The 23,670-nt window shown below is 38.5% G+C and carries 18 protein-coding genes; 10 read left to right on the top strand and 8 right to left on the bottom strand.

Annotation, left to right across the window (positions count from 1 at the left end; genetic code table 11):
• Positions 1 to 49: 49 nt before the first annotated feature.
• From H8B06_RS02160 to H8B06_RS20780, 3 genes are read right to left on the bottom strand one after another with little or no spacing between them, the layout of a single operon-like run.
• Positions 50 to 964, bottom strand: a complete 915-nt coding sequence (locus H8B06_RS02160) for a helix-turn-helix domain-containing protein (RefSeq protein ID WP_190992619.1) — start codon at positions 962 to 964, stop codon at positions 50 to 52.
• Positions 965 to 1,017: 53 nt separating this feature from the next.
• The gene (locus H8B06_RS02155) at positions 1,018 to 1,857 is read right to left on the bottom strand and encodes an SDR family NAD(P)-dependent oxidoreductase (protein WP_190992618.1); all 840 of its coding nucleotides are present in this window, start codon (positions 1,855 to 1,857) and stop codon (positions 1,018 to 1,020) included.
• 19 nt (positions 1,858 to 1,876) lie between these two features.
• Positions 1,877 to 2,002 carry a hypothetical protein gene (locus tag H8B06_RS20780; protein WP_262891589.1) on the bottom strand — a complete coding sequence of 42 codons (126 nt, stop codon included), beginning with the start codon at positions 2,000 to 2,002 and terminating at the stop codon, positions 1,877 to 1,879.
• Between the two features lie 40 nt (positions 2,003 to 2,042).
• Here H8B06_RS20780 and H8B06_RS02150 point away from each other — a divergent pair, with 40 nt between their 5' ends.
• Positions 2,043 to 2,480 carry a carboxymuconolactone decarboxylase family protein gene (locus tag H8B06_RS02150; protein WP_190992617.1) on the top strand — a complete coding sequence of 146 codons (438 nt, stop codon included), beginning with the start codon at positions 2,043 to 2,045 and terminating at the stop codon, positions 2,478 to 2,480.
• A 16-nt stretch (positions 2,481 to 2,496) separates the two neighbouring features.
• On the opposite strand, the gene H8B06_RS02145 is transcribed toward H8B06_RS02150, so the two are convergent.
• Both H8B06_RS02145 and H8B06_RS02140 read right to left on the bottom strand, forming a co-directional pair.
• The gene (locus tag H8B06_RS02145; protein WP_190992616.1) at positions 2,497 to 3,777 is read right to left on the bottom strand and encodes a FecR domain-containing protein; all 1,281 of its coding nucleotides are present in this window, start codon (positions 3,775 to 3,777) and stop codon (positions 2,497 to 2,499) included.
• Between the two features lie 21 nt (positions 3,778 to 3,798).
• Entirely contained in the window at positions 3,799 to 4,368 is a 570-nt protein-coding gene (locus tag H8B06_RS02140) for an RNA polymerase sigma factor (protein WP_190992615.1), read from the bottom strand.
• A 247-nt stretch (positions 4,369 to 4,615) separates the two neighbouring features.
• On the opposite strand from H8B06_RS02140, the gene H8B06_RS02135 reads away from it, so the two are divergent.
• Both H8B06_RS02135 and H8B06_RS02130 read left to right on the top strand, forming a co-directional pair.
• Positions 4,616 to 5,125 carry a MauE/DoxX family redox-associated membrane protein gene (locus H8B06_RS02135; protein WP_190992614.1) on the top strand — a complete coding sequence of 170 codons (510 nt, stop codon included), beginning with the start codon at positions 4,616 to 4,618 and terminating at the stop codon, positions 5,123 to 5,125.
• Positions 5,122 to 5,460: a hypothetical protein gene (locus H8B06_RS02130; RefSeq protein WP_190992613.1), complete on the top strand. Its 339-nt coding sequence runs from the start codon at positions 5,122 to 5,124 to the stop codon at positions 5,458 to 5,460. The genes H8B06_RS02135 and H8B06_RS02130 overlap by 4 nt, the downstream gene beginning before the upstream one ends.
• A 47-nt stretch (positions 5,461 to 5,507) precedes the next feature.
• On the opposite strand, the gene H8B06_RS02125 is transcribed toward H8B06_RS02130, so the two are convergent.
• The 3 genes from H8B06_RS02125 to H8B06_RS02115 are packed head-to-tail and all read right to left on the bottom strand — an operon-like array spanning position 5,508 to position 11,798.
• On the bottom strand, positions 5,508 to 6,851 hold the full coding sequence (locus H8B06_RS02125; protein WP_190992612.1) for a RagB/SusD family nutrient uptake outer membrane protein: 1,344 nt from the start codon (positions 6,849 to 6,851) through the stop codon (positions 5,508 to 5,510).
• Positions 6,852 to 6,853: 2 nt separating this feature from the next.
• A complete protein-coding gene (locus H8B06_RS02120; protein ID WP_190992611.1) occupies positions 6,854 to 10,057 on the bottom strand; it encodes a SusC/RagA family TonB-linked outer membrane protein in 3,204 nt (1,067 codons plus the stop codon).
• Positions 10,047 to 11,798 carry a TlpA family protein disulfide reductase gene (locus H8B06_RS02115; protein ID WP_190992610.1) on the bottom strand — a complete coding sequence of 584 codons (1,752 nt, stop codon included), beginning with the start codon at positions 11,796 to 11,798 and terminating at the stop codon, positions 10,047 to 10,049. The genes H8B06_RS02120 and H8B06_RS02115 overlap by 11 nt, the downstream gene beginning before the upstream one ends.
• An 832-nt stretch (positions 11,799 to 12,630) precedes the next feature.
• Here H8B06_RS02115 and H8B06_RS02110 point away from each other — a divergent pair.
• From H8B06_RS02110 to H8B06_RS02080, 7 genes are all read left to right on the top strand, one after another.
• Positions 12,631 to 13,083 (top strand): hypothetical protein, encoded by a 453-nt coding sequence (locus H8B06_RS02110; RefSeq protein WP_190992609.1) that lies wholly within the window; start codon positions 12,631 to 12,633, stop codon positions 13,081 to 13,083.
• Positions 13,084 to 13,264: 181 nt separating this feature from the next.
• Positions 13,265 to 13,558 (top strand): TM2 domain-containing protein, encoded by a 294-nt coding sequence (locus tag H8B06_RS02105; protein WP_190992608.1) that lies wholly within the window; start codon positions 13,265 to 13,267, stop codon positions 13,556 to 13,558.
• Positions 13,559 to 13,853: 295 nt separating this feature from the next.
• Positions 13,854 to 16,424 (top strand): UvrD-helicase domain-containing protein, encoded by a 2,571-nt coding sequence (locus H8B06_RS02100; RefSeq protein WP_190992607.1) that lies wholly within the window; start codon positions 13,854 to 13,856, stop codon positions 16,422 to 16,424.
• Positions 16,425 to 16,660: 236 nt separating this feature from the next.
• Complete coding sequence (locus tag H8B06_RS02095; RefSeq protein WP_190992606.1) at positions 16,661 to 17,683, top strand: SIR2 family protein; 1,023 nt, start codon at positions 16,661 to 16,663, stop codon at positions 17,681 to 17,683.
• A 2-nt stretch (positions 17,684 to 17,685) separates the two neighbouring features.
• Entirely contained in the window at positions 17,686 to 19,425 is a 1,740-nt protein-coding gene (locus H8B06_RS02090) for an ATP-binding protein (protein WP_190992605.1), read from the top strand.
• Between the two features lie 20 nt (positions 19,426 to 19,445).
• Positions 19,446 to 20,960, top strand: a complete 1,515-nt coding sequence (locus H8B06_RS02085; protein ID WP_190992604.1) for an RNA-directed DNA polymerase — start codon at positions 19,446 to 19,448, stop codon at positions 20,958 to 20,960.
• Positions 20,961 to 21,441: 481 nt separating this feature from the next.
• On the top strand, positions 21,442 to 23,580 hold the full coding sequence (locus H8B06_RS02080; protein WP_190992603.1) for a KAP family P-loop NTPase fold protein: 2,139 nt from the start codon (positions 21,442 to 21,444) through the stop codon (positions 23,578 to 23,580).
• Positions 23,581 to 23,670 lie beyond the last annotated feature (90 nt).

Below are 23,670 nucleotides of genomic sequence, written 5' to 3'. Positions count from 1 at the left end.
AAGCATAGGAAGGCTCTCCGTAAAGCTTGACAAAGCATAAGGAGTTGCACTAGTTAAACGACTTACGAAACGCCAACGGTGTCTGCTCCGTTTTTGCTTTAAACAGCTTACTGAAAGATTGCGGATGTTCAAAGCCCAATCCATAAGCGATTTCACTTATAGACAGGGTTGTTGTGCTCAGTTGTTCTTTGGCATAATCTATGAGCTTGTTCTGAATATGCTGTTGCGTGGTCTGTTGCGTGTGCAAACGCAACAGCGTTCCTAAATAGTTGGGTGAAATGTTCAGTTGTTCCGCTATGAGCGTGACTGTTGGCATTCCGTTTTCCAGCACATTGTCTTTTTGAAAAAGATCAGAAAGTACGCTTTCAAAACGGTCCAGCAATTCGTAACTTGATTTTTTTCGGGTTAAAAACTGGCGTTCATAAAAACGTTCCGCATAAATCAGCAACAGTTCCAGTTGTGCTACAATGAGTTCTTGGCTGAATTTGTCTATATTCGACTGGTATTCCTGCTCCATTTTCAACAGGATGTCTACCATGATTTTCTCCTCCTTATCCGAGAGAAAAAGCGCCTCCTTTACCGAATACCGGAAGAAGTCAAAGGATTTTATCTTTTTTGCCAAGGACGTGTTCCAAAGAAAATCAGGGTGAATGAGCAAAAGCCAGCCTGTAGGTTCTACCACAGCATCCGGGTCGATTTCTATTTTCAGAAACTGAAGTGGCGCAATAAATGTCAATACGCCCGAATCAAAATCATATTGCTGTTGTCCGTAATTGAACTTCGCATTGACATTCCGCTTTAACCCCACCGAATAAAAATCCTGAATCCATTTCATCTGGCTATCATTGATCGGATAAGCAACCTTGCTGTAATCGATCAAGCTGATCAACGGATGTTCAGGGTTCGGCAAACTGCAAAACTTGTGAAATTCTGCAATAGAATTAAAGCGGAATGTATTTTCCATGAGGACTAATTTACTTATTTTCTTTATATCGTTTTATTTTTTACCGTGGCTCATTAGAAAGCGGTGGACAGCGTGTAGCTTTTCCATTGTTCGATATCTTTATTTAGCAAATCCGCCTTATTTTTCGCCATGTCGTAGGCATCGGTGCCCAATAATAAATGAACCGGCGGGGTATCTTCTTTACTGATAGCGATCAATACATCTGCAGCTTTCTCCGGATCGTTCGGCTGATTGCCGCTGATATTATTCAGGTGTGTTTTTTCGGACTCACGAGCAGCTTCATACTCCTGAATAGCTGAAGCTGGTGTTTTTACAGAACCGTTCGCCAGAAAATCCGTGCGGAAATACCCCGGATAAACAACCGTCGCGCTCACCCCAAATGCTTTTACCTCTTCCGCCAATGCTTCGGTAAAACCTGCAACCGCAAATTTGGTAGCACAGTAAATACCCCATCCAGCAAAACCTCCAAAAAGACCACCTACCGATGAAATGTTGAAAATTGCACCTGATTTCTGGTGACGTAGATACGGCATTACATTTCTGATCACGTTCAATGAGCCAAACACATTGACATCGAAATTTTCTCTTGCTTCTTCGTCGCTCAGTTCTTCTAAAGTGCCTATCTGCCCGTAGCCGGCATTGTTTACGACCACGTCAATTTTGCCGAAATGTGCGATACCTTTTTCGATAGCCTTCTTTACATCATGGTCATCCGTTACATTTACTTCGATTGGAAGAAAGACCTCCGATGTATTTCCTATCTCTTCGATAAGCGATGCAACGCGCCGTGATGTAGCGACAACCGCATAGTTGTTTTGTAAAAGTTTTTTCACCAATGTATGTCCCAAGCCTTTTGAAGCTCCGGTAACCAACCATACTTTTCTTGTTTCCATTTTCTTCATTTTTATTACGTTAAAACAATAGGACAAAGTTGGTTGTATCCAAACGGATAGACGTAGTTAAATCAATGATTGACGTAGTCAAATCGTGGATGTTGCTTACTATCCAAAACTTGCCTACCTGTTTTGCTTTTGTCATAATTCTTATCTATTTTGGTTAGTATAAACATAAATAGCAGATGGAAAACAGATTCGATATGCAACAGACAGAGCCCAATGGCTTTCAAGCTATGCTGGGTTTAGAGAATTACCTACAAAACTCGCAACTTTCCAAAATCCATCTAGGGTTAATTAAAATACGTGCTTCGCAGATCAATGGATGTGCTTTCTGCATCCATATGCACACCTCGGATGCCTTAAAACAGGGAGAAACGGCGCAACGCATTTTCTTGCTCAATGCCTGGAAAGAAACAGCATTATTTACGGAGGAAGAAAAAGTGATTTTAGCCATCACCGAAGAAGTAACCCTCATCAATCAGAACGGGTTAACTGATGCTACCTATGAACATGCGGCGAAACTTTTTGACGAACATTACATCGCCCAGATCATCATGGCCATTGCCACGATAAATGCGTGGAACAGGATTGTTATTAGCACAAAGAGGACGGTGAAATAATACGAGCGATAAGACGTTATTCCCACCATGCTAACATAGCCCCCACATCTTTCGGCAATTTGGCCTCTTCCGGACAAAAGCTGATCATCCCTTTACTTTCGTAAAGTAACACACCGGCTTCGCGTATAGCAGCAAATACGGCCTCCCTATCCTTTCGGTAACACACCGTAGTTGTGATACGTCGGTCTGCCGGCAAACAGGTATAATCTTTTACCCGAAAGCCGTACCAGAAGCTCATCTGTGCTACAAACTCCCGCAGGGGAACATCCTTATATTTCCGTACCGCTTTCGTCCATACCAATATGGCATCTGTATTTGTAATAGCTTCATACCGCAACGTATCTTTAACACCGCCATCTTTCGATTTAGCATACGAAATGATCGAACCCTGCGCACCATAACGATCCAACACGACCGTGTCAGCGCGGCGTTTAGAATGTAAGCTTAACTCCCCCCTTAAAGTCGCGGCTCTGGTAAGATCATCTAAACTTAACAACGCAAAATCTCCGTACAGCGATTTTACAAAGCCATTGCTCGTACCAATCAGCAACGTCTTCGCTTTGATTTTATCCGATCGTTCTATATACGCCTCCCCATGTATTGTAATCTGCTCCTCTTTTTGCCTATACGGCATATATTGCAATGTCGACTGCGCGTTTAGCCGTATACGTGTACCATCCAGCAACTCGACCATGGCCTGTTGCTGCGCGCCTGTTGCTACCGTTATGCCTTGTTCCGTTCCAGTAGATTTTATTCCGTCATCAGATTCCCGTAGCTGAAACACCCCTTGTTTTGTTTTGAAAACCCGCAGATCGGCTGTGCGCAACACCTCCCCATGCTTTTCACTCGGCACCCGCATCACCTCAGCGCCATCCCACTTTAAAGATACGACCGATTCGGTAAGGGGAACCTCGACATCGGCAGTAAACCCAGCACAAGGCCCATGTATAAAATCCGGTAACTGTTCACGCGTTGCATACCAATAGAAAAGGATTGACAGTATCGGCAAAAAAACGGCAGCCCCCCATCCTATTTTACGCCAAAGCGATTGTCCGCTTCGACTACGCTTTTCAGCCTTTCGGATGATCGCCTTAAAATCCGGCTTCCAATCATCCAAGGGCATTGGAGGCAGTTCATCATCCTCCATACTTAAGAGGACCTCGGCAATCATCTCCTGTATTTCGTCGTGTGTATAGATCAGCCGGCAGGCATCCAGCTCCCCTGCCTCCCGTGGCGTCAGCACTCCCTTTATCTGCTTCCGAATCAACGCCTTCACATATTTCTTTTTGTAGATCATCTGTTTATTGCCTAAATCTTGTTAAACAAACATGGAAAGCATGTGCTTTAACATGCGCATTACCTTCTTCTTCGCCCGAACAATCGTATTTTTCACCGTCTGTTCGGCTACATTGAATTTCTGCATTACCTCTTGATTGCTTAGCTCGTCCAACATGGATGCTCTAAAAATTTCACGTTCCCTGGGTGGTAAGTTATCCAAGGCTTCGTTTATCATCTCTTCCAGTTCCTTCGCCCTGAGCTGTCGGTCGGCATGGTCGTCTCCCGCCATTTCCAGGTATTTGCCTTCCAGTTCTACGTGGTTGTGTTTCCCTTCCTTTCTTAAAAGATATAGTGCCTGCTTTTCAGCCACACGCTGCATCCAGAAGTATGGTTTGTCGTAAACGGCAACCTCATTCCTTTTCTCCCATAGAATGGTCAACGTCTCCGATATAACCACTTTTATAAAATCCTCGTCCTGCTGGCAGAAAACGAACAGATATTTACGCAATCTTTTGCCATAACGACCGTAGATGGCCGCAATGGCCTTCTCCGGCTGTACAAGCAGTAAGCGGAAGTATGTCGTGTCGTTATCTGGGTTGCTTTTCCCCATGCCTTCATTTTTAGAAACAATTTCTATACGAAATTATTTAACTGAACATCAGCTGATTATAAAATATATTGCTCTCCAGTAGGTACGAAGCCCACTGTTTTGCAAGTCATATATAGAAGAAAAAAGAAGAAGTTTTAATTAGTTAAACCAAAGGTAAAGTAAAAACCAGATAAAAACAAGAAAAATTAAAAATAAATTATTGATTTACAAATAGTTGCAATAAAAAGCGACCTAAATTTGTTATGCCATGAAAACAAAAACACATATCGTCCCCCTGATCAGCATTGCACTGCTATTGTTGTGGATACCGGCAAGCTTGGATAAGCTGGTATATTTCCAAGCATTCAAATCTGGTATCCTCCGTCAACCATTTTCGGATACATTGGGTCAAATGTTGATTTATACATTACCTCTTTTAGAGATCATAGCTGCCATATGCATAGTGAGTGGTAGGTTTCGGTTGGTGGGTTTTAGGCTGTCATCGCTCTTGATGGCAGCCTTTACCAGCTACATCGGCATCGCGCTGCTGGGCGCATGGGAGAAACTACCCTGTGGCTGTGGTTCGGTAATCAGCGGGATGAGCTGGACGCAACACTTCTGGTTCAATCTATTTTTCCTTGCGCTCAGTATATGGGGTTATTTTTTACAACGAGGTTTACAACGAAACAGCGACTCCGGGTTAGGCGCTGCAGAGGGCTTGTCGGCCAAAAGACAACATAAAAACAATTTTTTAAACATTCTAAATTTAAAAAGATGAAAAAATTCATCCTTAAAAATGCAATGGCTTTAGCAGCTTTAGCCATTGCAGGAACGACGCTTATGTCGTTTGGGTTAGAGAAAACCCAGACTTCGTTCTTCTACGAGTACACATCAAATTCTACTGATCAAGAAGATATTCAAAATATCAATAATTACCAGCTAGCAGAACCAGATTGTGAACCGGGAGAACATGTTTGTGGTGTAAATCTTCCCACCAATACAGGAGATGGGAATACACCTGTTCAATCTGAATTCGATGCTGTAAGCAGTCAACTTTGGTCTTCAGAACAGGCAGGCGAGCCAGCTAGTCCACAAATTTCCATGAAGGAATAGCAACGGGATACATTCCCCTCTCATTAGCATGACGAGAGGGGAATGTATTACGGATTTTGTTCTATTCCGCTAAACAACACAGATTCCCGAAGTATTTTAAACACGTATCGGATACTCTCCGGCTCCAGAATTAGCATATCGTCATTAAGCCCTCTATACAGCACCGTTTTAAATCGATTTTCTTGGTTCAATCGCCGTAAATCCGACCAGCGCAAACAACGAAAAAGTAATTCCTTTCGTCTTTCCAACAGGATAATATCCAAGAGCGTCTCTTGTTCACGCACCGTCACTTCCGAAAAACTATTCTTATCCCAGCGGTTTTTCAGTAAAGTATTCAAATCTGCAAGCGCCTTATCGATCTCTCCAGCACGCGCGTTACATTCGGCCCTTATTAGATACATTTCGTTCGTAGCCAGCCCCACAAATTGTATTGCGGCACTTGCTCCCGAATAATGTCCCTTGAAACCGTTCGTACCATCATCATTTTGTGTAAAGAACGCTTCCAGTCGTAAATCATGCTTATCATAAGCTTTGATCAGGAGCGTGTCCACCCTACCTCGTGCCCTATTCAATAAATTCGAAACGGAGGCCTGCACATCCAAAATTACTTCCTCATTCCGCGCAAGAAATGGAATATTCTGCGCTCTATTGATATTGTTATAGTCGATCAAAGTCGATTGTAACTGTAAACACGAGTCCGCATATAGCACCGCCTCATCATATCGCCCCATTGCGAGAAATATCCTGGCCAGCAAGCCATACCCAGAAGCTTTATTAGGTTGGTATTTGTTAGCATCTGTTAGCGCTAACGAAGGAATAGCGTTTTTCAGATCATCTACAATAAAATCATAAGTTTCCTTTATCGTAGCACGTTGAGGGATTTCATTAATATCTGCTGTCCTTTTCAACGGAAGCCCAAGATCTGTCTCTGTCTTCCCACTTACATAAGGTTTACTGAATAGATTGGCCAGGGCGTAATGGTAAAAAGCTCGCCAAAATAAGGCTTGCGCATAAAGATTACTTTTCCGCTGTAAATCGTCGGTCTCTATATCGTCTAATGTCTCTATCATTATATTAGCCGAGAATATCGCCCGGTAGGGAGAAGACCAAAACGGTCCTACATCATCATTTGGTTCCCAGCGATAGGCTTGCCGCTCCCGCTCGGATGCACCATTCAGGTGTTCATCACTTACAAAAAAATTATCCGATGCAATTTCTGCGGCATACGGATATGCTGCGTTGAGTTTACCATAATCTTTTGAGAGTAGCTCAACGTCCTCTATAGATGAAGGAGAAGCTATTTTTGCTGATGACTTTTCTCCTAGGAATTTCTCGCAAGATGACAATAACAAGACTAGTATTACCAATAGTTTAGTTGTATAGAATTTCATTATTATAAGGTTAGTTGAATACCCAATGAATAGTTTACAGGACGACGAAAACCAATTAGATTTTCCGGATCAACATCAAACGTATTTGCTTTCCATAGAAGAATGTTCATATTATTCACGAATACGTAGCATGATAAGGACTGGATTGTAGACGTATTTTTGGTACGCAACTGATATTGAAGCCGTAGTTCGTTGAGTCGAATATGATCCGCCTTTTGGACATTAATTTCCGCATTTCTATAAAAATTATCTCGAAACGAATTGGCTGGATACACCAGAGACGGCACGTTTGTATGAAGTTCATCACCGGGTTCCTTCCATCGGTAAGCGAATTCTTCATTTCCGTTGGATTCGCCGTATTGAAAAAGTGTGCCGTAATTCAGCGTTTGATTTCGAAAGTAATGTCCGAATTTAAAATTTAATCCTGCCAGAAAACTCCAATTTTTCCATCTGAATGTATTTCGCCAAGAGCCAAAAAATGGAGGCAGTGAAGGCCCGTGCAACACCTGTTCTTCTATTGCGTTGGATCTCATCGCACGATAGTCATCGCTGATCTCTCCTTCCAGATACCCCCTAGGGTTGCCATTCTCCCGATCTAATCCCGCCCAGCGATAGCTTGCAATAAGATAAGGGTTATAACCTTCCAGCGGAAAGAGAATTTGTCCCGAAGTCGCCAACCCTTCTATTGACGGAGGATCCAGATTCTTGATGACTTTAAAGTCTGCATAACTGAATAATAATAGGCTATTCCAATTAAATTCTTGCTGTATTATATCAGCAGACAAACTTATATCCCATCCTTTTCCATCAATGGAAGCCGAATTCTTAGGTTGTATGGACATACCAGTTATAGGATCGAGCTTGGTCGAATTGAACAGATCAGTTGATCGTTTTTTATAATATTCAATGCTCCCCTGTAGTCTATTATTCGAGAATAGGCTGAAATCCATCCCCAAATTAATAGTTTTAACTTCTTCCCATCTTAACGAAGGATTAGGCCCCATGGCTATCGTCGCAAAATTTTCATTGACCGGACTCCACGCACCCGTATAATAGTCGATTTGCGTTAATGCCGTTGCATTTGAAGGGATATTGCCACTATAGCCATAAGTTGCTCTAACCGATAGTTTTTGTACCGTAGAAAGCTGAAAAAAATCTTCTTTTGATACATGCCATAAACCACCGACAGACCACAAAGGATTCCATTTTTGATTTGTAGCAACACCAAATAAATTAGAAGCATCTTTTCGCATGCTTCCGGTTACAGTATATTTGTCATCATACGTATAGGCTGCATTACCGTAGGCTGAAATAAACCTGTTCACATACCGGTTTAAGTTCACTCCAAAAGGAATGTAGTTCCACCCAAATAAGTTATAAAGACTCGCGTACTGTGTCGTGGCATCTATAGCTGTAAAAGTAAGCTTATCCTGATCATAACCATACAATACATCCGTTGCCGATTCATTTTTTAGATCCCGTATTTCCGATCCTACGATAGCGTTCACCTCATGTTTGCCAAAGCGCTGATTAAAATCTATCTGCGCCCTAATATTGTAAGAGGAGCTGGCGTTCTGCGATGACTCATTTATTGCTCCCAAAGGAATTACATTGTTGACGACACCATCATTAATCTGTGTAAACCTGTTCACTAAATTCCGTGTATAATAGCTATCCCCATGATGCAAGTTAACCGATCTCCGGTCTCCAAATTGCCTTTGAAACTTTACGCTTCCCCTAAGCCCATATTTCCAGTCGTAATCCATTCCCCAGTTGATCATAATATCTTTTGATTTTACGGAATTATCCGACAGCCCAAGTTCTTGTAGTGGGCGATACTTCCAATCTAAGAGTTGCCCTTGTCCGGCCGTATCCGTAAAAAGACGGCGATAATAAATTTCAAGTGGAAGCGGATCCCCTAATGGGTCCACGAGTCTATCATAACCAGAAATTTCACGAAAATCGCCATATCCACCCGGACTATTATTGGTGTTATTCTGAAAGGCCATCCATAGACCAACCTGCATACTTATGTTATCGGAAATCTTGAGTGTGTTATTGGAGCGCAAATTAAACCGTTGAAGAGAATTTCCAGCCAGCTGTTCTAGATTCTTATCGTAACCGGAAGACAATATAAAATTAAACCTATCGGTACTCCCCGCTATATTGACAGCATACTGCTGATTTCGGGATGCACGATATAAATGGCTTTGCATATCCTGTCGATAATCCTCCTGCTTTAAAGCTTGCAGCCGCTCTTCGAGATCAACATCCGGCAAGTCGCCCAATCTGTTCCTTTCCATCAACTCGGCTACGAGCGGAATCGACGGACGGTTTAACGCTGTAAACCGTGCTGAATAATATCCGTTTTCATATAGCATCCTTTCCATGTCTACATAATCTGACACACGCATATGATTTGCGGTAAACAGGTCTGGACGAGGTGCAACGGTGATGTTTGATAACACATTGGTCGTTATACGTTGCCCTGTTTTCGCCGTTTTACTTTTAATGACTATGACACCGTTACCCGCCCTTGCTCCCCAGATGGAAGCTGCTGCTGCATCCCGTAAAATAGAAATCGATTCAATATCGTTGGGATTGAGGGCATCCAGATCTCCTTCATAGGGGAAATTATCCAAAATGACCAACGGCTTCATTGATTCATTCCCCAACGAAGAGACACCTCTAATCTGTATAGTGGGATTATCCGGATTTAAGTTATTGGTCAATAGTCCGTTTGTTAAGCCGTCTAACCTACTCAAAACGCTCGTACCCACCCGTTGGTTCCAGAGTGCGCTGTCGATGGTAGCATATGAGCCAGTTGCCCGCTCTTTCGGTATACTCTGAAAACCTGATTCAATAACAACCTCATCTATCACTTTCGTTGATGGATGCAGCTTCACCCGTAAAGGGAGCTCAGTCGCCTCATTAACGGGGTATCTATATTCTTCATAATCTATATGGGAAAATACCAGCGTGTCCGTGGAATACCGGAGCAAAAGGTAAAATTCGCCCGTACTGTCTGATTGGGATTTCGTCTGGCTTTTCACTAATCCCATGTTAACCCCGTTAATGACCTTTCCACTCTTACCATCGATCACTTCTCCCCAAATTCGTTTAATACCTGTCTGTGCCGAGCTTTCTATCGCCGATAACAACAAAACACAAACAGACAGCAGGCTACTTAATTTTTTAATTTCCATTGTTATAGCCTCCTTCCGATTTCAACAACTGTTGCAAATTTTCACTATTTAAATCCCTTTTTCCTGTAATGGCAAGCACAACCCCGGTACTATTTATCCAGATCAAACGCGGATATGTTTTCGGCTGGAAATAATCTACGATAACCTCATCTTGATAGATACTCGGAACAGCAAAACGTTTCTGATCATTACCTCCTCTTTTTTCCATGATATATAAAATACGCGTCCTATCGTCCTTACTGGAAGCAGGATTGATCAGTAGAATTTGTAAGTTATTTGCGTACTGCCTTTGAAAGCTATCTAGCGAGGGAAAGGAATTGATGCAACTACTGCACCAGCTACTCCAAAAATCCAGTATAATCAGCTTCTTATCGCGGTAGTCGTTCAGCGTGATCGTATCCTTAGCATCGGGATGATTTACCACCTGCAACGGCATATGCCACAATTCCTCCGGTATGGTATCCCCTATTTTCAGCGGTTTGATTTCGGTTTGCCCTTCGGCAGTCCGCGATTCCGCGGACTGCGCCCAGGCGTCTGATAGATCAAACAACATGAAACAAAGCCATACCGCCATCAATGGTATGGCTTTGCTCCTCATTGGCTCTACCACTCTCCTACTTTTACCGTACCGCTGATCTACGCCAGAGGTACATGCGTTTAGTGAATCTTTAGTAGCTCTCCAGTACCTTTTTAGTACTTCTCCAGTACCTTTTCGGTACACTCCCCGTACACTAACGGTACACTCGCGGTACATTAACCGTACATTCCTTGTGTCACTGTTAGCAGTTTCTTGGGTGTTTGTTGTACCATCGTTGGGCGATCCTTGTCTATAACCTGTTCTTAGGCTGGGTCGTGGTTGGGTCAAGCTTAGGTCATCCTTAGCTGTTTCTTGGGTCAAACTAGGGTCAACCTTGGGTCGTTGTTGGGTGATCCTTAGGTCATTCTTAGGTTGGGCTTGGGTCGTTATTGGGTCGGATGCCTGTAGCGATTTTTGTGACGATATTACACAAAATAGTGCCTTTTTGGGAACGGCTTTTCGCTTTCTGGGAACACTTATTGATTTTCCGTGAATCCTTTTTGAAATTTTGATATCCCTTTTTTGCCAAACGGCGGTACGTTTTCCTGACACGGGAACACAAATCGTGAAATAGCGATCACATTTTACCAATAGGGGATCACCAATAGTAAAATACTGTTCACTTGTTATAAAAGTGTAATCACGTTCTCCTAAAATGGGATCACGTTTTTCCGATAAGGTAACACAAGTAGCTAGATACCGTTCACTTGTTATAAACGTGCGACCACTTCTTACTAAGATGGAATCACGTTTTCCCAATAAGGGAACACATTTAGCAAAAAAGGGAACACATTTTTCCAACATGTAATCACATCTTCTGAAAAAGAGAATACGTTTTGCCGATAAGGGATCACGAAAAGATAAAAGGGGAACACCTATTTGTGTACTGTAACACCTATTTAGTAAAAGGGGAAAACCTCCCTTCAAAAAGCGATCACGTTTTTCCAATAAGGGAACACGAGTTCGCAATAGGTGACCCCATATTCTCAACTTGTGAACACATTTTCTGAAAAAGGGCTTACAAAACGCTGAAAACCGTACCCGAATTAGGGGTGTATCGGCAGGAAATGTTCCTCCAGTCGCCGAAGGTGCTATTAAAGATCGCTCCTCCTTCCAGTCCATTTTTCTAGGCATGGCGCGCCCATTAGCATAAAATTGCTGCATGTTTTAATCGGTTTTATGATTAATACTAACTTGATAATCAATAAAACCGACCTCCTCACCTTCCGAAAAAGGAGAAATATGATTAAAATCATTTTGCAGGTTTGGAAAGTAAACGCTATTTTTATTGTGCGACTAATTAAAATGCCATTACTGACCGAATAAACCATGCAATCGATTGTGCATATTTATCAGAGGTCGGTAAAGCAGAAAACATAGGGTGGAATCCGTCCTTTCGGACGAATGGGCGAAGTAGGCCTCATTTGCGTTTGCAGGCGTGCCTTGCCCCTTCACCTTTTGCTAACTGCAATGGCTTTTTATTCGGGGGCGCGAATGATGTTCTTTGTTTGTTGTTTACGGGAACGGTGAAGCTGCACCTCTTTGAAGTGGTTTTGGGCTTTAGTGTAGTAGTTTAAAATCGTTCGTTTCATAATATTTTGGTTTATGATGAACGATGTTCTACTCGTGAAACTTGGAGGAACGTCTATTAACGAAATAATAGAGCGAACTACACTGCTTCCGACCGATGGTACCGCCAGGAACCTCTTCTATTCCTACACGAGGATTAGAATTTTCCACCGAAAGACTAACGTGAAGTCCGCCCTATTGAATAATACAAAGTTATAAATATTCAATAGAATGGCGAACCCACGGTCTTCTCGCTGGATAAACTGGCGGTTTTTCGGACGAGAGAGACATCGTTTATGACACACTTTTATGAGTATGTCAATTAAGTCGTCATCTTATTCAACTATACAAATATACAGATAGTTATATAAAAAACGAAACTATAATATACTTTTTATTTCAAAAAATTGTAATTCAGTTATTTATAATGAAATTTGAGAGGTTTATTAAACAAATAGATGTAAATTATAAAGAAAAAATATCGGCAGCTAATTTACCGAAGAAAGTTCTAGATAAACTTGATTCAACACTTAGTAAGGATATAACAACCATCCGAGGTTTGGATTTTTATCATATAGTGACTGCGATATCGCAAAATTTCGAAAATGATACAGCTACTGCATTTGAAGAATACTTCAAAAAAAAGAAATCAAAAGATGATGTAGAAGCTACCGAGATAGACAATAATTACAAGGCCTTCATAAAGCAATTTGTAGTTTTACAGCAAGATGTAGCCCAAGGTGCAAAAATAGAAGATATACGACTGAGCCGAATTCTAAATCGTGAGATCTCGGATTTCTTGGCATGGGAAGTATATGCAATAGCCGTTTCAAGAAGTAAAAACATAAAAATTGCTTTTGAACAGCTATATAAAGAATAAACTTAGGGTGTCGCAAAATGCGACACCTAAGATAAAATAATTATTAACCAACAAATTAATCTTATGAGCCAAGCAAAACTACTAACCCAGAATACTACGCCGCTTTTATGGGAAACCGGAAGGAAATTTTGTAAGCATTATCTATGTTTGACGGAAATAGAAAAAAAATAACTAACAATATATGAAAGATAAAACAACCGCAGCACTATTGGCATTTTTCCTTGGCGGATTAGGTGTACATAGGTTTTACCTTGGACAGACCGGCGTAGTTTTCTTATGTCTTCTGTTTTGCTGGACGTTTATTCCAGCTTTTATAGCATTTATCGACTTTATCATTTTCCTGACCGTGAGTAAGGAAAGCTTCGATTATAAATACAATCGTGCATATTTTCAGCAGCCGATTGTAAAAAACTATGTTCCTACGCCTCCGCCCCCTTCAAAAGGCATGTCCTCCGAGATCGAGTATGTTTTGTAAAAACTGAAGCTTTTACGTAAGACAGTAGGGAGGGTTGAGGAAGGTGTTATAGATTTGGTATATATCACCATTAAGGACTCTAGAAAAAAAGCCGATAAAGGAAAGTTTTTTTGGCATGAAACGGTTCTTAATCTTGAACTAAAACATAAGGTATAGGATTTTACGATAGCCCTGCAAAATCAAATGGGTATATAATGAAAACAAATAAGTTATAATTTGAATACAAATCTGCTCTTTTAAATAGAACCGAGAGTTAACAATAATATTAAAATTAAGCAAATTAACCTTAAAGAACATGGACTATTTTGTCGATAAATCTATAACTAAACAGGTCGTCGAGTTACGAAAACGAGGAGGAATCTATCAAAAGGCCGCTGAAAAAGTTAAGCAGATTATAGGTGATATTAGCCTTAAACAGACTAATCCATTTAGTGGTATATCAATAACAAAACACGGTGAGACTAGAATTAAAAATTGCATTAAGTATGATCTATCGGGATTTGTAAGATTGATTACAATACAAGAAAAAAGCATCTGTACTTTAAAGTTTGTAGGTACACATGATGAGTGTGATAAATGGCTAGAATCTAATAAAGGACTTAATATAGCCGTAAATAGTAGTACAAAAACAATGGTTGATGTAATGATATCGGAAGATATTCATGACGTATCCAAAAGATTGACGGAAGAATCTGATTATTCAGAAGGAATTCTAATAGAGAGATTAAAAGAAAACTATCTTTCAATATTAACCGATTCTGTTTTATACAAATATGTCGCTCCATTCCAAAAGTTTGATTCAACAGTTAGTCACGACGAACTCTTAGACGCCTGTTTAGCAATTCCCGACGACAGAAAGCAAACCTTATACTTTGACGTTTTTTCTAGCCTATTGAAAGGAGATTTAGATGCGGCAAAAAATAGACTGCTTGAATTTAAAGAGGAAATTAAGCTTATTGACGTCGCTTCTAATGGTGAAATAAGTGAAATAACATCTAATGATCAATACCTGAAACTTTCTGATATTGATCCCGATATATTTGAAATAATTTTAAGCAAAACCGACTGGTACGAATGGATGGTTTTTCTTCATCCGGAACAAAAGAAAGTCGTCGAAACAAATTATAATGGTCCAGCAAGACTACTAGGTGTTAGTGGCTCAGGAAAAACCTGCGTTCTCATCCACAGAGCAATAAGACTAGCAAAACAATATCCTGGCGAGAAAGTCTTAATCCTAACTCTGAACAAGTCGTTAGCAAATTTAATTAGGGGCTTAGTATACCATCTGCTCGAACAGTCAAATTCACTTCAAGTTTTCGATCACATAAAAATATCATCATTTTGGGAGTTAAGCCGAGACTTGCTGGAGCAATTTGATGACAAAAACCCACTTTTCCAAAAGACTTACAACCTTACGACTTATAAAACTAATGAATCGATTGATGAAATATGGCAAGAATACTATAGATGCGAAGCCAATAATTCCGACGCAGAGGTAATTTTTCCAATACATCAGACTCTTCTTTCTAGAGGTATTTACCCCGAAGATTATATAAAACAAGAATTCGATTGGATTAGAAGTGCTCTGCAAAGTTCTTCGCGAGTTGATTACTTAAAAATTGAACGAGGAGGGAGATATATCCCTCTACAAGAAGATGATAGAAAATTAATTCTTAAAGGATTAGAAGGGTGGGAAAGAAAAATGGAAGATGTAGGTGCAATTGATCATTTAGGCTTTACGAGTGCATTAGTAAATTATCTTGAGCAGATCAAACCTATATATCGTTCTGTCCTTGTGGATGAAATTCAAGATTTTGGTACTCTGGAACTAAAAGTAATTCGCAGACTAGCCTCTGAAGCAGTTAATGATATTTTTGTGTGTGGGGATACAGCTCAACAGGTATACAATAAACATCACAAAATTAGATCAGCTGGAATAAATATATTACCCGAAGGATTTGTAAAAATATTAAAGAACTATCGTAATAGCAGAGAGATACTGGAAGCCGCATACAATCTGTTTAAAAACAATGTCAATATTGAACAGCTTAAAAATGACGAAATGGAAATCTTAAATCCCGAATATGCAAACTTTTCCTCTCCTAAACCATTTTTACGCAAAGGGCTTTCAATTCAACATGAGGTTAACAGTTCAATTCAATATCTCAAAATGGTATTGGATAGAGAAAAAAAAGAGAAAGCATGTATTGCACTGTGTGGCTATACGATTTTCGAGATATCATCCATGTTTAAAAATTCAGATTTGGTAGTCTTGGATGGGGAAAGAGATTTATCTGAATCAAACATTTTTATTAGTGATTTAGAGCAAACCAAAGGCTTTGAATTTGACCGGATGATCATTATTAATTGCACCAAGCAGGTATTTCCGAATCCAGACCTACCAAAAGAGGAAAGCTATAGGGATATATCAAAATTATACGTAGCAATGACCAGAGCGAAGAAGGATCTAATAATATCCTACTCGAGAGATTTTTCAGAAATATTTACCACTGATAATCAGGACTTTACCTATGACAACTGGTCAGATCACTTGGAGGACAAAACAGATGTATATCAGGTATCTGTAAATAAGTACAGTGCTCCTACCAAACTAGATCTATCAAAACTTACTGGGAAAGATTTTCTTTATCATAAAAAATCTGTGGGAATTAGTAGAGAATTGCAAAATAAACTGCAAGAGTTAGTTGACGGTAAAGACATAACAGATGACAAAGGGAAAAAAATAGGTTGGAAAAATATGGCACTTCTATCAAACGAGATAAATTCTAGAACAAAAGACATACCATCATTAAGTAGAACTTTTGGACCATCTGTATATAAAGAAGTTGAAATTCTATTTGTATAAGTGATTGCTTGAAATGGGACACATTTATTAGTCAAGAATTTTTACCAAATCATTAAGTAGAGATATTGGTAAAGAAAAAAATTAAGGCGTCAACAATATTCTGACCTCACCAAAAGATTCTTGACCTAATCTAATAATAACGGATTCACGAATTCTCGTTTACGAATAGCACAATTTACGGATAACAGAAAAAACATCAATAAGTATTGAATATCATTTTTACAAAGCAATCTAAAATGTCTGAAGAATTACTTAAACTGCTCCAGAAGTGGATAAATAATGTCCCAACCATAATCTTAGGTAGTGGAGCATCAGTACCTTACAAAATACCAGGGATGTTCGATCTAGGCACATACATTAAAAGCAATTGTAAATTTACCAATGAAATTGACGATTGTGCTTTCAAGGAATTTGTAAACAAATTTGATAATACTGGAGATTTGGAAAAAAGCTTATTAGAGGTAAAAGTTACCAAAAACGTTGTTGATTTAATCGTCGCAAAGACTTGGGAATGCATTAATAACGCAGACCTAGAGGCGTATGACAAAATACTAACAACAGAATACAAACTACCTCTAAAGGCTCTATTATCTTATTTAATAAAAACTTCTGACCACAAGGTATCTGTGATCACAACTAATTATGATAGAATTGCTGAGTATGCGGCAAGCGAAATAAATGCCTATATAAATAATACATTCTCTCAAAATTACCTTGGCAAATCCTCCACGAACCTTTCCAAAATTTTGCCAGCTAACCTGCACGGCTATAGTGGAATAGTAGAAATACTAAAAATCCATGGCTCACTAGATTGGTTCAAATCAGCAGAGGATATTAAATACCAACTACCTCTACGCAGAACAATTCCTACTCATTATGTTCCTTCAATCGTTACCCCAGGTGTATCTAAATTTGAAGAAACACATATGGAGCCTTATAGAACGATTTTTTCGAAAGCAGACGCGACGATAGAATCCTCAAAAAGCTTTTTTTGTGTAGGTTATGGATTCAATGACAGTCATTTTCAGCCAAAATTGATAGACCAAATTAAAAACGAAAAACCAATTATCGTTTTAGCGAGAACACTAACAGAAAGAACAAAACAATCTATTATAGATAACAATTGCAAAAACTATTTTTTACTTGAAAAAGTAGCCGAAAATCAAACAAGAATTTATTGTTCAAAATTAGCCAAACCTATAATAGAGGATTCTAACATTTGGTCTTTTGACGAGTTTATTAATTACGTAATTAAATAAGGATGAGCATATTTGCATTTGAAGACAACACGAATATCGGTACTGTTTTTAGTGTTGATACATCGACAATTATTGTAAAAGTAAGTGAAATTGAAAATTTGCGTAAACTTCAAGTAAATCACTTACTAGCAGTTGAAAGCTCAAAAGCAGGACAGCTTTTAATTGGTATTATAAACAAGATTACCAGAAAAATTTCTGACGAAGAGGTTTCCTCAGAAGATGGCTTAAATATTGCACTACTTACCGAAAATATTGTAAAAGTAAACTTGATCGGTACGTTTTTTGATAAAGTCGGAAGCAAGAACAATGTATTTAAAAGGACTCTAGATTCTGTTCCTGAAATTGACGCCAAATGTTACCAAATTATCGGTGAAAATATCACTAATTTCATGAAAGCCATTACATCAAGTTCTGAAATTAAAACCCCTTTATCGATTGGTAAGTATTCCATTGATGAAGAAGCAGAAGCATTCTTAGATGGAGATAAATTGTTTCAAAGACATGCTGTTATTGTGGGAAGTACTGGGTCAGGAAAGTCTTGGTGTGTTGCAAAACTTATCGAACAGATAGCAACTTTACCAATGGCCAATACTTTACTATTTGACATCCATGGTGAGTACAGCTCAGAAGACTTCGACATTCAGGGAATACAAAGGCTTAAAATAGCAAATCCGTCAGATTTGGGACGGGCAAATAAGCTTTCGGAAGGTATCTTAATGATTCCTTATTGGCTTTTAACATATGAAGAAATGTTAGCGATGCTTTTGGACCGGAGCGATAGTAATGCACCAAATCAAGCAATGATTTTCTCTAAAACAGTGTTTGAAGAAAAACAATCTTTTCTAGATCAAATAGGAGATACTATATTTAAACATAACATCACCATCGATAGCCCTATACCTTACGAAATTAATGATGTAATAAAAAAAATAACATATCTTGATAACGAAATGGTTGCCGGCTCTAGAGGAGATAAACAAGGTCCATATTTTGGCAAATTAACTAGATTTATACAAAGGTTGGAAGCCAAATCCCAAGATAAAAGGCTTGGCTTTTTATTTCAGGTATCAACAGAAGAAAACACAATAGATTGGCTTTATAGCTTTTGTGAGTGTTTAATGCATGGTTCCGGTTGTCATGAAAAAAAATCGGGGGTTAAAATAATTGACTTTTCCGAAGTACCATCTGATGTACTTCCGTTGGTTATTGGATTAATATCTAGACTTATATTTTCTGTCCAACAATGGACAAATCAAAAGAACAGGCATCCAATTGCTTTATTCTGTGATGAAGCACATTTATACATCCCAGAAAGAACAAATCAAGATTCAGCATCGGAATTGGGGTTAAAAAATTTTGAAAGAATTGCTAAAGAAGGAAGAAAATATGGTGTGAACTTGACTGTCATTAGCCAAAGACCATCTGAAGTAAATAGAACTGTATTAAGTCAATGCAATAATTTCATTTCTTTACGTCTATCAAATGCTGATGACCAAGCAGTAATAAAAAAACTACTACCGGATAACCTCGCGGGTTTAACAGACTCATTGCCAATTCTAGATATTGGAGAGGCTTTAATTGTTGGAGATGCCTCACTCCTTCCGACCAGAATTAATATTTCAGAACCTAAAATAAAACCTCAAAGTGCTACAGTAAACTTTTGGCAAGAATGGTCAAAAAATGAAGGAAAGGAAAGCATTAAAAATGCTGTGATTGGCTTACGAAATCAATCAAAAATATAAACATAACAATAATTAGAGATTTGAATAAGTACACAGATTACAGCGACGAGATATCAGCAGATGAATTATACGATGGGTTAGTAGGATATGGACTGTTTGCAGAGAAAATTCCGCGTTTTTTAACTAGTGCAAGATTTTTGACCTACACTAAAACGCTATCCTTGCCTCTAAAGCTCAAAGCAAAAGATTACATCCGATATTCAAGCATGAGGAACATTAATGTTCCTAGATTGATGGCCATACCAGAGCCATTCGCTTACGCCAATCAATGTTACATATTATCCGAGAACTGGTCTCTCCTCCAAGAACATTTTAGAAAAAAGACTGTTGATGACAAATATAAAGTTAGCCGAATACATATCAGAAAACTGTATAATAAACTACCCCTTTTTGAGATGAACTATAAAAATTATCAGAAAGATGAGGAACCAGAGCAAGATATTATGGTAAAAAGTAGGTATATCGTCGAAGCAGATATATCCAATTGTTTTCCGAGTATTTATTCGCATTCCATCTGCTGGTCGCTAGTTGGCAAAACACTATCCAAAGCAAAAAAAACCGACAAAACTGAATGGTTTAATAAAATAGATCACCACACTACCAACTTAAGGTATGGAGAGACTAACGGATTATTGATCGGACCTCATTCATCTAATCTAATCGCAGAAGTGATTTTAGTCGCTGTTGACTATGAATTGAGTAAAAAGGGATTCAAATACGTAAGAAATATCGACGATTATCAATGTTATGCAGAAACCCATGAGCAAGCTGAAAGGTTTTTGGTAAATCTCTCCGATGAACTGGCTAAATACGAACTATCTATAAACCACAAAAAATCAAAAATATCGTCCCTTCCTAAGGCAAATGTAAGAAATTGGGTAACAAAACTAAATCATTTCTACTTCACCAATACATATGACATTGAAGGGAAAATTGGCTTAAGGGTAAAAGAATTAAAAGGATTTTTTGATTTTACTTTGGAGCTAATGCTTGAAAACAACTACGATGCTGCTATCCTAAATTACGCAATAAAAACACTATCAAATAAATATCTTGGAGCAAACGCAAAACGGTATTATTTCAAACAGCTACATTATTTGGTATTATTATACCCGTATCTAGCAAATATATTCGAAGAAAAAGTATTTGAACCACATTCAACACCTAAGTGGGTTATTAAAGAAATTGCGGAAGATTTATTTGACCTTGGTATTTCCAAAAGACTTTATGATGCCTGCTCTTATTCTGTTTTTTGGGCTATGAAATATGGTTTTGAGCTAAATATCGACAATTTGAAAGATACAGCCATTAATTCAACCGACTGTATATTTATGTTAATTAGTTATCAATACGATAAGAGGAGCAAGAAAAAAGGATATTTAAAAGATTACAAAGACTGCGCTAAAGCGTTAAAAAGTGTGGATTTTGATAGATATTGGTTATTTATTTACGAATGTCTTCCTTGGACAGAATTCGCTGATAATTTTAGAGCTATGAAAAAAGCTGGCGTAACTTTTATTCGAGATGGTTATTAAATCACAGTCCTTGGGCAAAAAATCAAATGTTTAAGCGTTATCGATATTCAAATTTTTCCAGATGCCATATAAAGAGGATTTTTTAAAAACTAAGGAATCATACCGCCATTGGCTATACTATATGTTGGCTGTGGCTTTTTTTGTTTTATTTCGCGAGCTTGTAAGAAGCATTATAGACACAATATTTGTACAACCGATATTCAGTAAGATCTCGTCCAGTCTCATAACCGATATCGCATTCTTAACATCACTCATTTTAATATCTATCCCCCTATGGAAGAAACGAGACCATTCGTGGATTATAAAATGTACGGTGTTGTTGCTCATAGCATTTATCACGTTTCGTTTTAGCGGCTATTGGACGTACACTCCGATATACATATTGAGGGACATATCAATTAGCTATATTGACTTAGGCACCATAGCATGCATTGCGCAATTGATTAGGCATGCCTTGTTATCACGTAAACGACAACAAGACATGGGAAATAGTTATCAGAGCAGCCGAGGCTTTGTCGAGGATAACGCTGTAGAAGAAACAAAAGACGATTCTTACGAAAGAACCCAAGTAGCGGGGCAAATTGCAAAACAGATAGTCACGACAGATAATAAAAGAGCATTTGCAATAGGAATCACCGGTCAATATGGATCCGGTAAAACATCCTTCATCAATCTGATTTGTAATACACTTAAGTCCGAAAAATCAAATCCTTTGGTAATACACTTCAACCCATGGGACGCTAATAATTCCGCAGATATTCAAAAACTATTCTTTGACGAATTAAGTATATCATTGGCTAATGAAGATCGTGCTCTATCGTCGTCTATGTATCATTACTATCGCAGACTAAATGGAAGAAGCTCATTTGTGGGGAACATCATAAACAATTTAAGGGACTTATCCTTAATCTTCGCTAGGGACTTGGATGACGAAAAAAGGAAAATCAACGACATGATGAACAATCTTTCTCGTAAAGTCATCATGATAATTGATGATTTGGATCGTTTACACAACGATGAGGTAATCGAGGTTTTACGGTTAATCCGCAATACAGCCAACTTCAGCAACATTGTATATATCGTTGCATACGATAAAGAGTACGTCGAACACTCCATTAAAAAGCTGAATGAAAGAACATATAAAAATTACCTTGATAAGATTTTCCAAATAGAGATTCCGCTGCCAAAATCGGAGAGTTATTTACTCTCCAACTCGCTCGTGAAAAGTTTAGAACAAATTATCAAACCAAAAGAGCTAGCGTACGTTAAAGATCAATTTGTCCGTCTAAATTTTGACAGTGAGTATGAGGAAGCGGTTTCGGCTATTTTTAAAAATCACAGAGATATCGTACGATTCACCAACAGCTTTAGCATAGCATATGCGATGATCTCCGAAGAAGTTGATTTTGTGCAACTCCTATATATCCAGATTTTAAAATACAAGTATCCGTTGGCCTTTGAGATGCTGTATGATCGAAAACATGAAGTCTTGGTGTCTTCTGAAAACTCTCTGTCATACGAGAAAAGCTATACTTTGCGTACAATTTCGGAAAAGGCTAAGGATGACTACAATATATTAGAATTGTTGAAAGATAAATTGAACGCCTACGAACTGACTCAAGTAAAATACATTTTAAACCATCTGTTTTCGTTAGAACTCACACTAGAGTACCGAAACAAAACAAGAACGATAACTAACCCGGAAGTATTCGAACTATTCTTCACCAGCAGAATATCTTCTATAGGTTTGTCTGAAAGTGAATTTATAAAAAATATGCGTGGCAATGCAAAGAAAATTGACAGATACGTTAAAAATCTGTTGGACCAAAAAAAGCATAGGCCATTACTGCACCGCATATTGAAAATGAAACTCGAAGACTTTGTTGACAGAGAAAACTACGAAGAAGTTGTATATGCTTTTGTCCAAAAAGTTGCACCTATTTATATTGACAAAGAAGGTTTTCGAAGCCTACCTTTTGATGGTTTTATTTATGTTCATATATCAGGAAGTAAAGCTATTATAGAAAAATTTTACAACGGAAACCCTAGAGATTACAGTAAACATCTATCGAAAATGCTATCCTTCCACAACGAGTCCTACTTATTTATTAGTGAGGTTGCGAGGAAATTGATAATTCAACATGGAAACTCCCAAATATTCCCCAAAAAACTGGTTACCAAGACCCAACTTGAATGTCTAATTGAAGGACTTGACAGGAATCCAACAGTCGTTACACCAGAAGTTACTTGGATGTTTTGGGGTATTCGTGAGTATCATTTTTTTGAGGACGAATTAGGAGAAATAAATGATCAAGAAATAATATGGAATATACATCCTGAAGCTATAGAAATACTGAAGCACCGGATGCATCATAAAGATTTAAAGTACCTACTGCAATCTTTAATTAGCAAAGACACTCATAATGATGGTAAATATAACTTGCATGATAAACTTATCGAAGATGTATTTAAAAACCTTTTTTTGCTCAGAGAAACTGTTCAGTCAAACGAACGTACAGATAACGAAATCAAAGGGGAGTTTTTAAATTTTTTATGGAAATATGAACAGGCTCATGAAACTCCCATTGAATATGACTTTAAGCATTTTGAAATTGATTAACAACCAAGGCAACAATAAATAAAATAACTTTACAGCAAAGGACTATGGAAAATCAAAACAATCGAGCACCAAATATTTTTTTAGATTGAA

Origin of the sequence: Sphingobacterium micropteri (assembly GCF_014692515.1) — a bacterium.
Taxonomy (GTDB): Bacteria; Bacteroidota; Bacteroidia; order Sphingobacteriales; family Sphingobacteriaceae; genus Sphingobacterium; species Sphingobacterium micropteri.
This window is presented reverse-complemented; position numbering and strand designations above follow the sequence as displayed.

Bases quoted from the DNA above. Each gene is read 5' to 3' on its own strand.
- H8B06_RS02135 (WP_190992614.1), top strand. From the start codon at position 4,616: ATGAAAACAAAAACACATATCGTCCCCCTGATCAGCATTGCACTGCTA.
- H8B06_RS02120 (WP_190992611.1), bottom strand. From the start codon at position 10,057: ATGGAAATTAAAAAATTAAGTAGCCTGCTGTCTGTTTGTGTTTTGTTG.
- H8B06_RS02080 (WP_190992603.1), top strand. From the start codon at position 21,442: ATGGGAAATAGTTATCAGAGCAGCCGAGGCTTTGTCGAGGATAACGCT.
- H8B06_RS02110 (WP_190992609.1), top strand. From the start codon at position 12,631: ATGAAATTTGAGAGGTTTATTAAACAAATAGATGTAAATTATAAAGAA.
- H8B06_RS02095 (WP_190992606.1), top strand. From the start codon at position 16,661: ATGTCTGAAGAATTACTTAAACTGCTCCAGAAGTGGATAAATAATGTC.
- H8B06_RS02145 (WP_190992616.1), bottom strand. From the start codon at position 3,777: ATGATCTACAAAAAGAAATATGTGAAGGCGTTGATTCGGAAGCAGATA.
- H8B06_RS02105 (WP_190992608.1), top strand. From the start codon at position 13,265: ATGAAAGATAAAACAACCGCAGCACTATTGGCATTTTTCCTTGGCGGA.
- H8B06_RS02130 (WP_190992613.1), top strand. From the start codon at position 5,122: ATGAAAAAATTCATCCTTAAAAATGCAATGGCTTTAGCAGCTTTAGCC.
- H8B06_RS02100 (WP_190992607.1), top strand. From the start codon at position 13,854: ATGGACTATTTTGTCGATAAATCTATAACTAAACAGGTCGTCGAGTTA.
- H8B06_RS02115 (WP_190992610.1), bottom strand. From the start codon at position 11,798: ATGCAGCAATTTTATGCTAATGGGCGCGCCATGCCTAGAAAAATGGAC.
- H8B06_RS20780 (WP_262891589.1), bottom strand. From the start codon at position 2,002: ATGACAAAAGCAAAACAGGTAGGCAAGTTTTGGATAGTAAGCAACATC.
- H8B06_RS02155 (WP_190992618.1), bottom strand. From the start codon at position 1,857: ATGGAAACAAGAAAAGTATGGTTGGTTACCGGAGCTTCAAAAGGCTTG.
- H8B06_RS02150 (WP_190992617.1), top strand. From the start codon at position 2,043: ATGGAAAACAGATTCGATATGCAACAGACAGAGCCCAATGGCTTTCAA.
- H8B06_RS02140 (WP_190992615.1), bottom strand. From the start codon at position 4,368: ATGGGGAAAAGCAACCCAGATAACGACACGACATACTTCCGCTTACTG.
- H8B06_RS02160 (WP_190992619.1), bottom strand. From the start codon at position 964: ATGGAAAATACATTCCGCTTTAATTCTATTGCAGAATTTCACAAGTTT.
- H8B06_RS02125 (WP_190992612.1), bottom strand. From the start codon at position 6,851: ATGAAATTCTATACAACTAAACTATTGGTAATACTAGTCTTGTTATTG.
- H8B06_RS02090 (WP_190992605.1), top strand. From the start codon at position 17,686: ATGAGCATATTTGCATTTGAAGACAACACGAATATCGGTACTGTTTTT.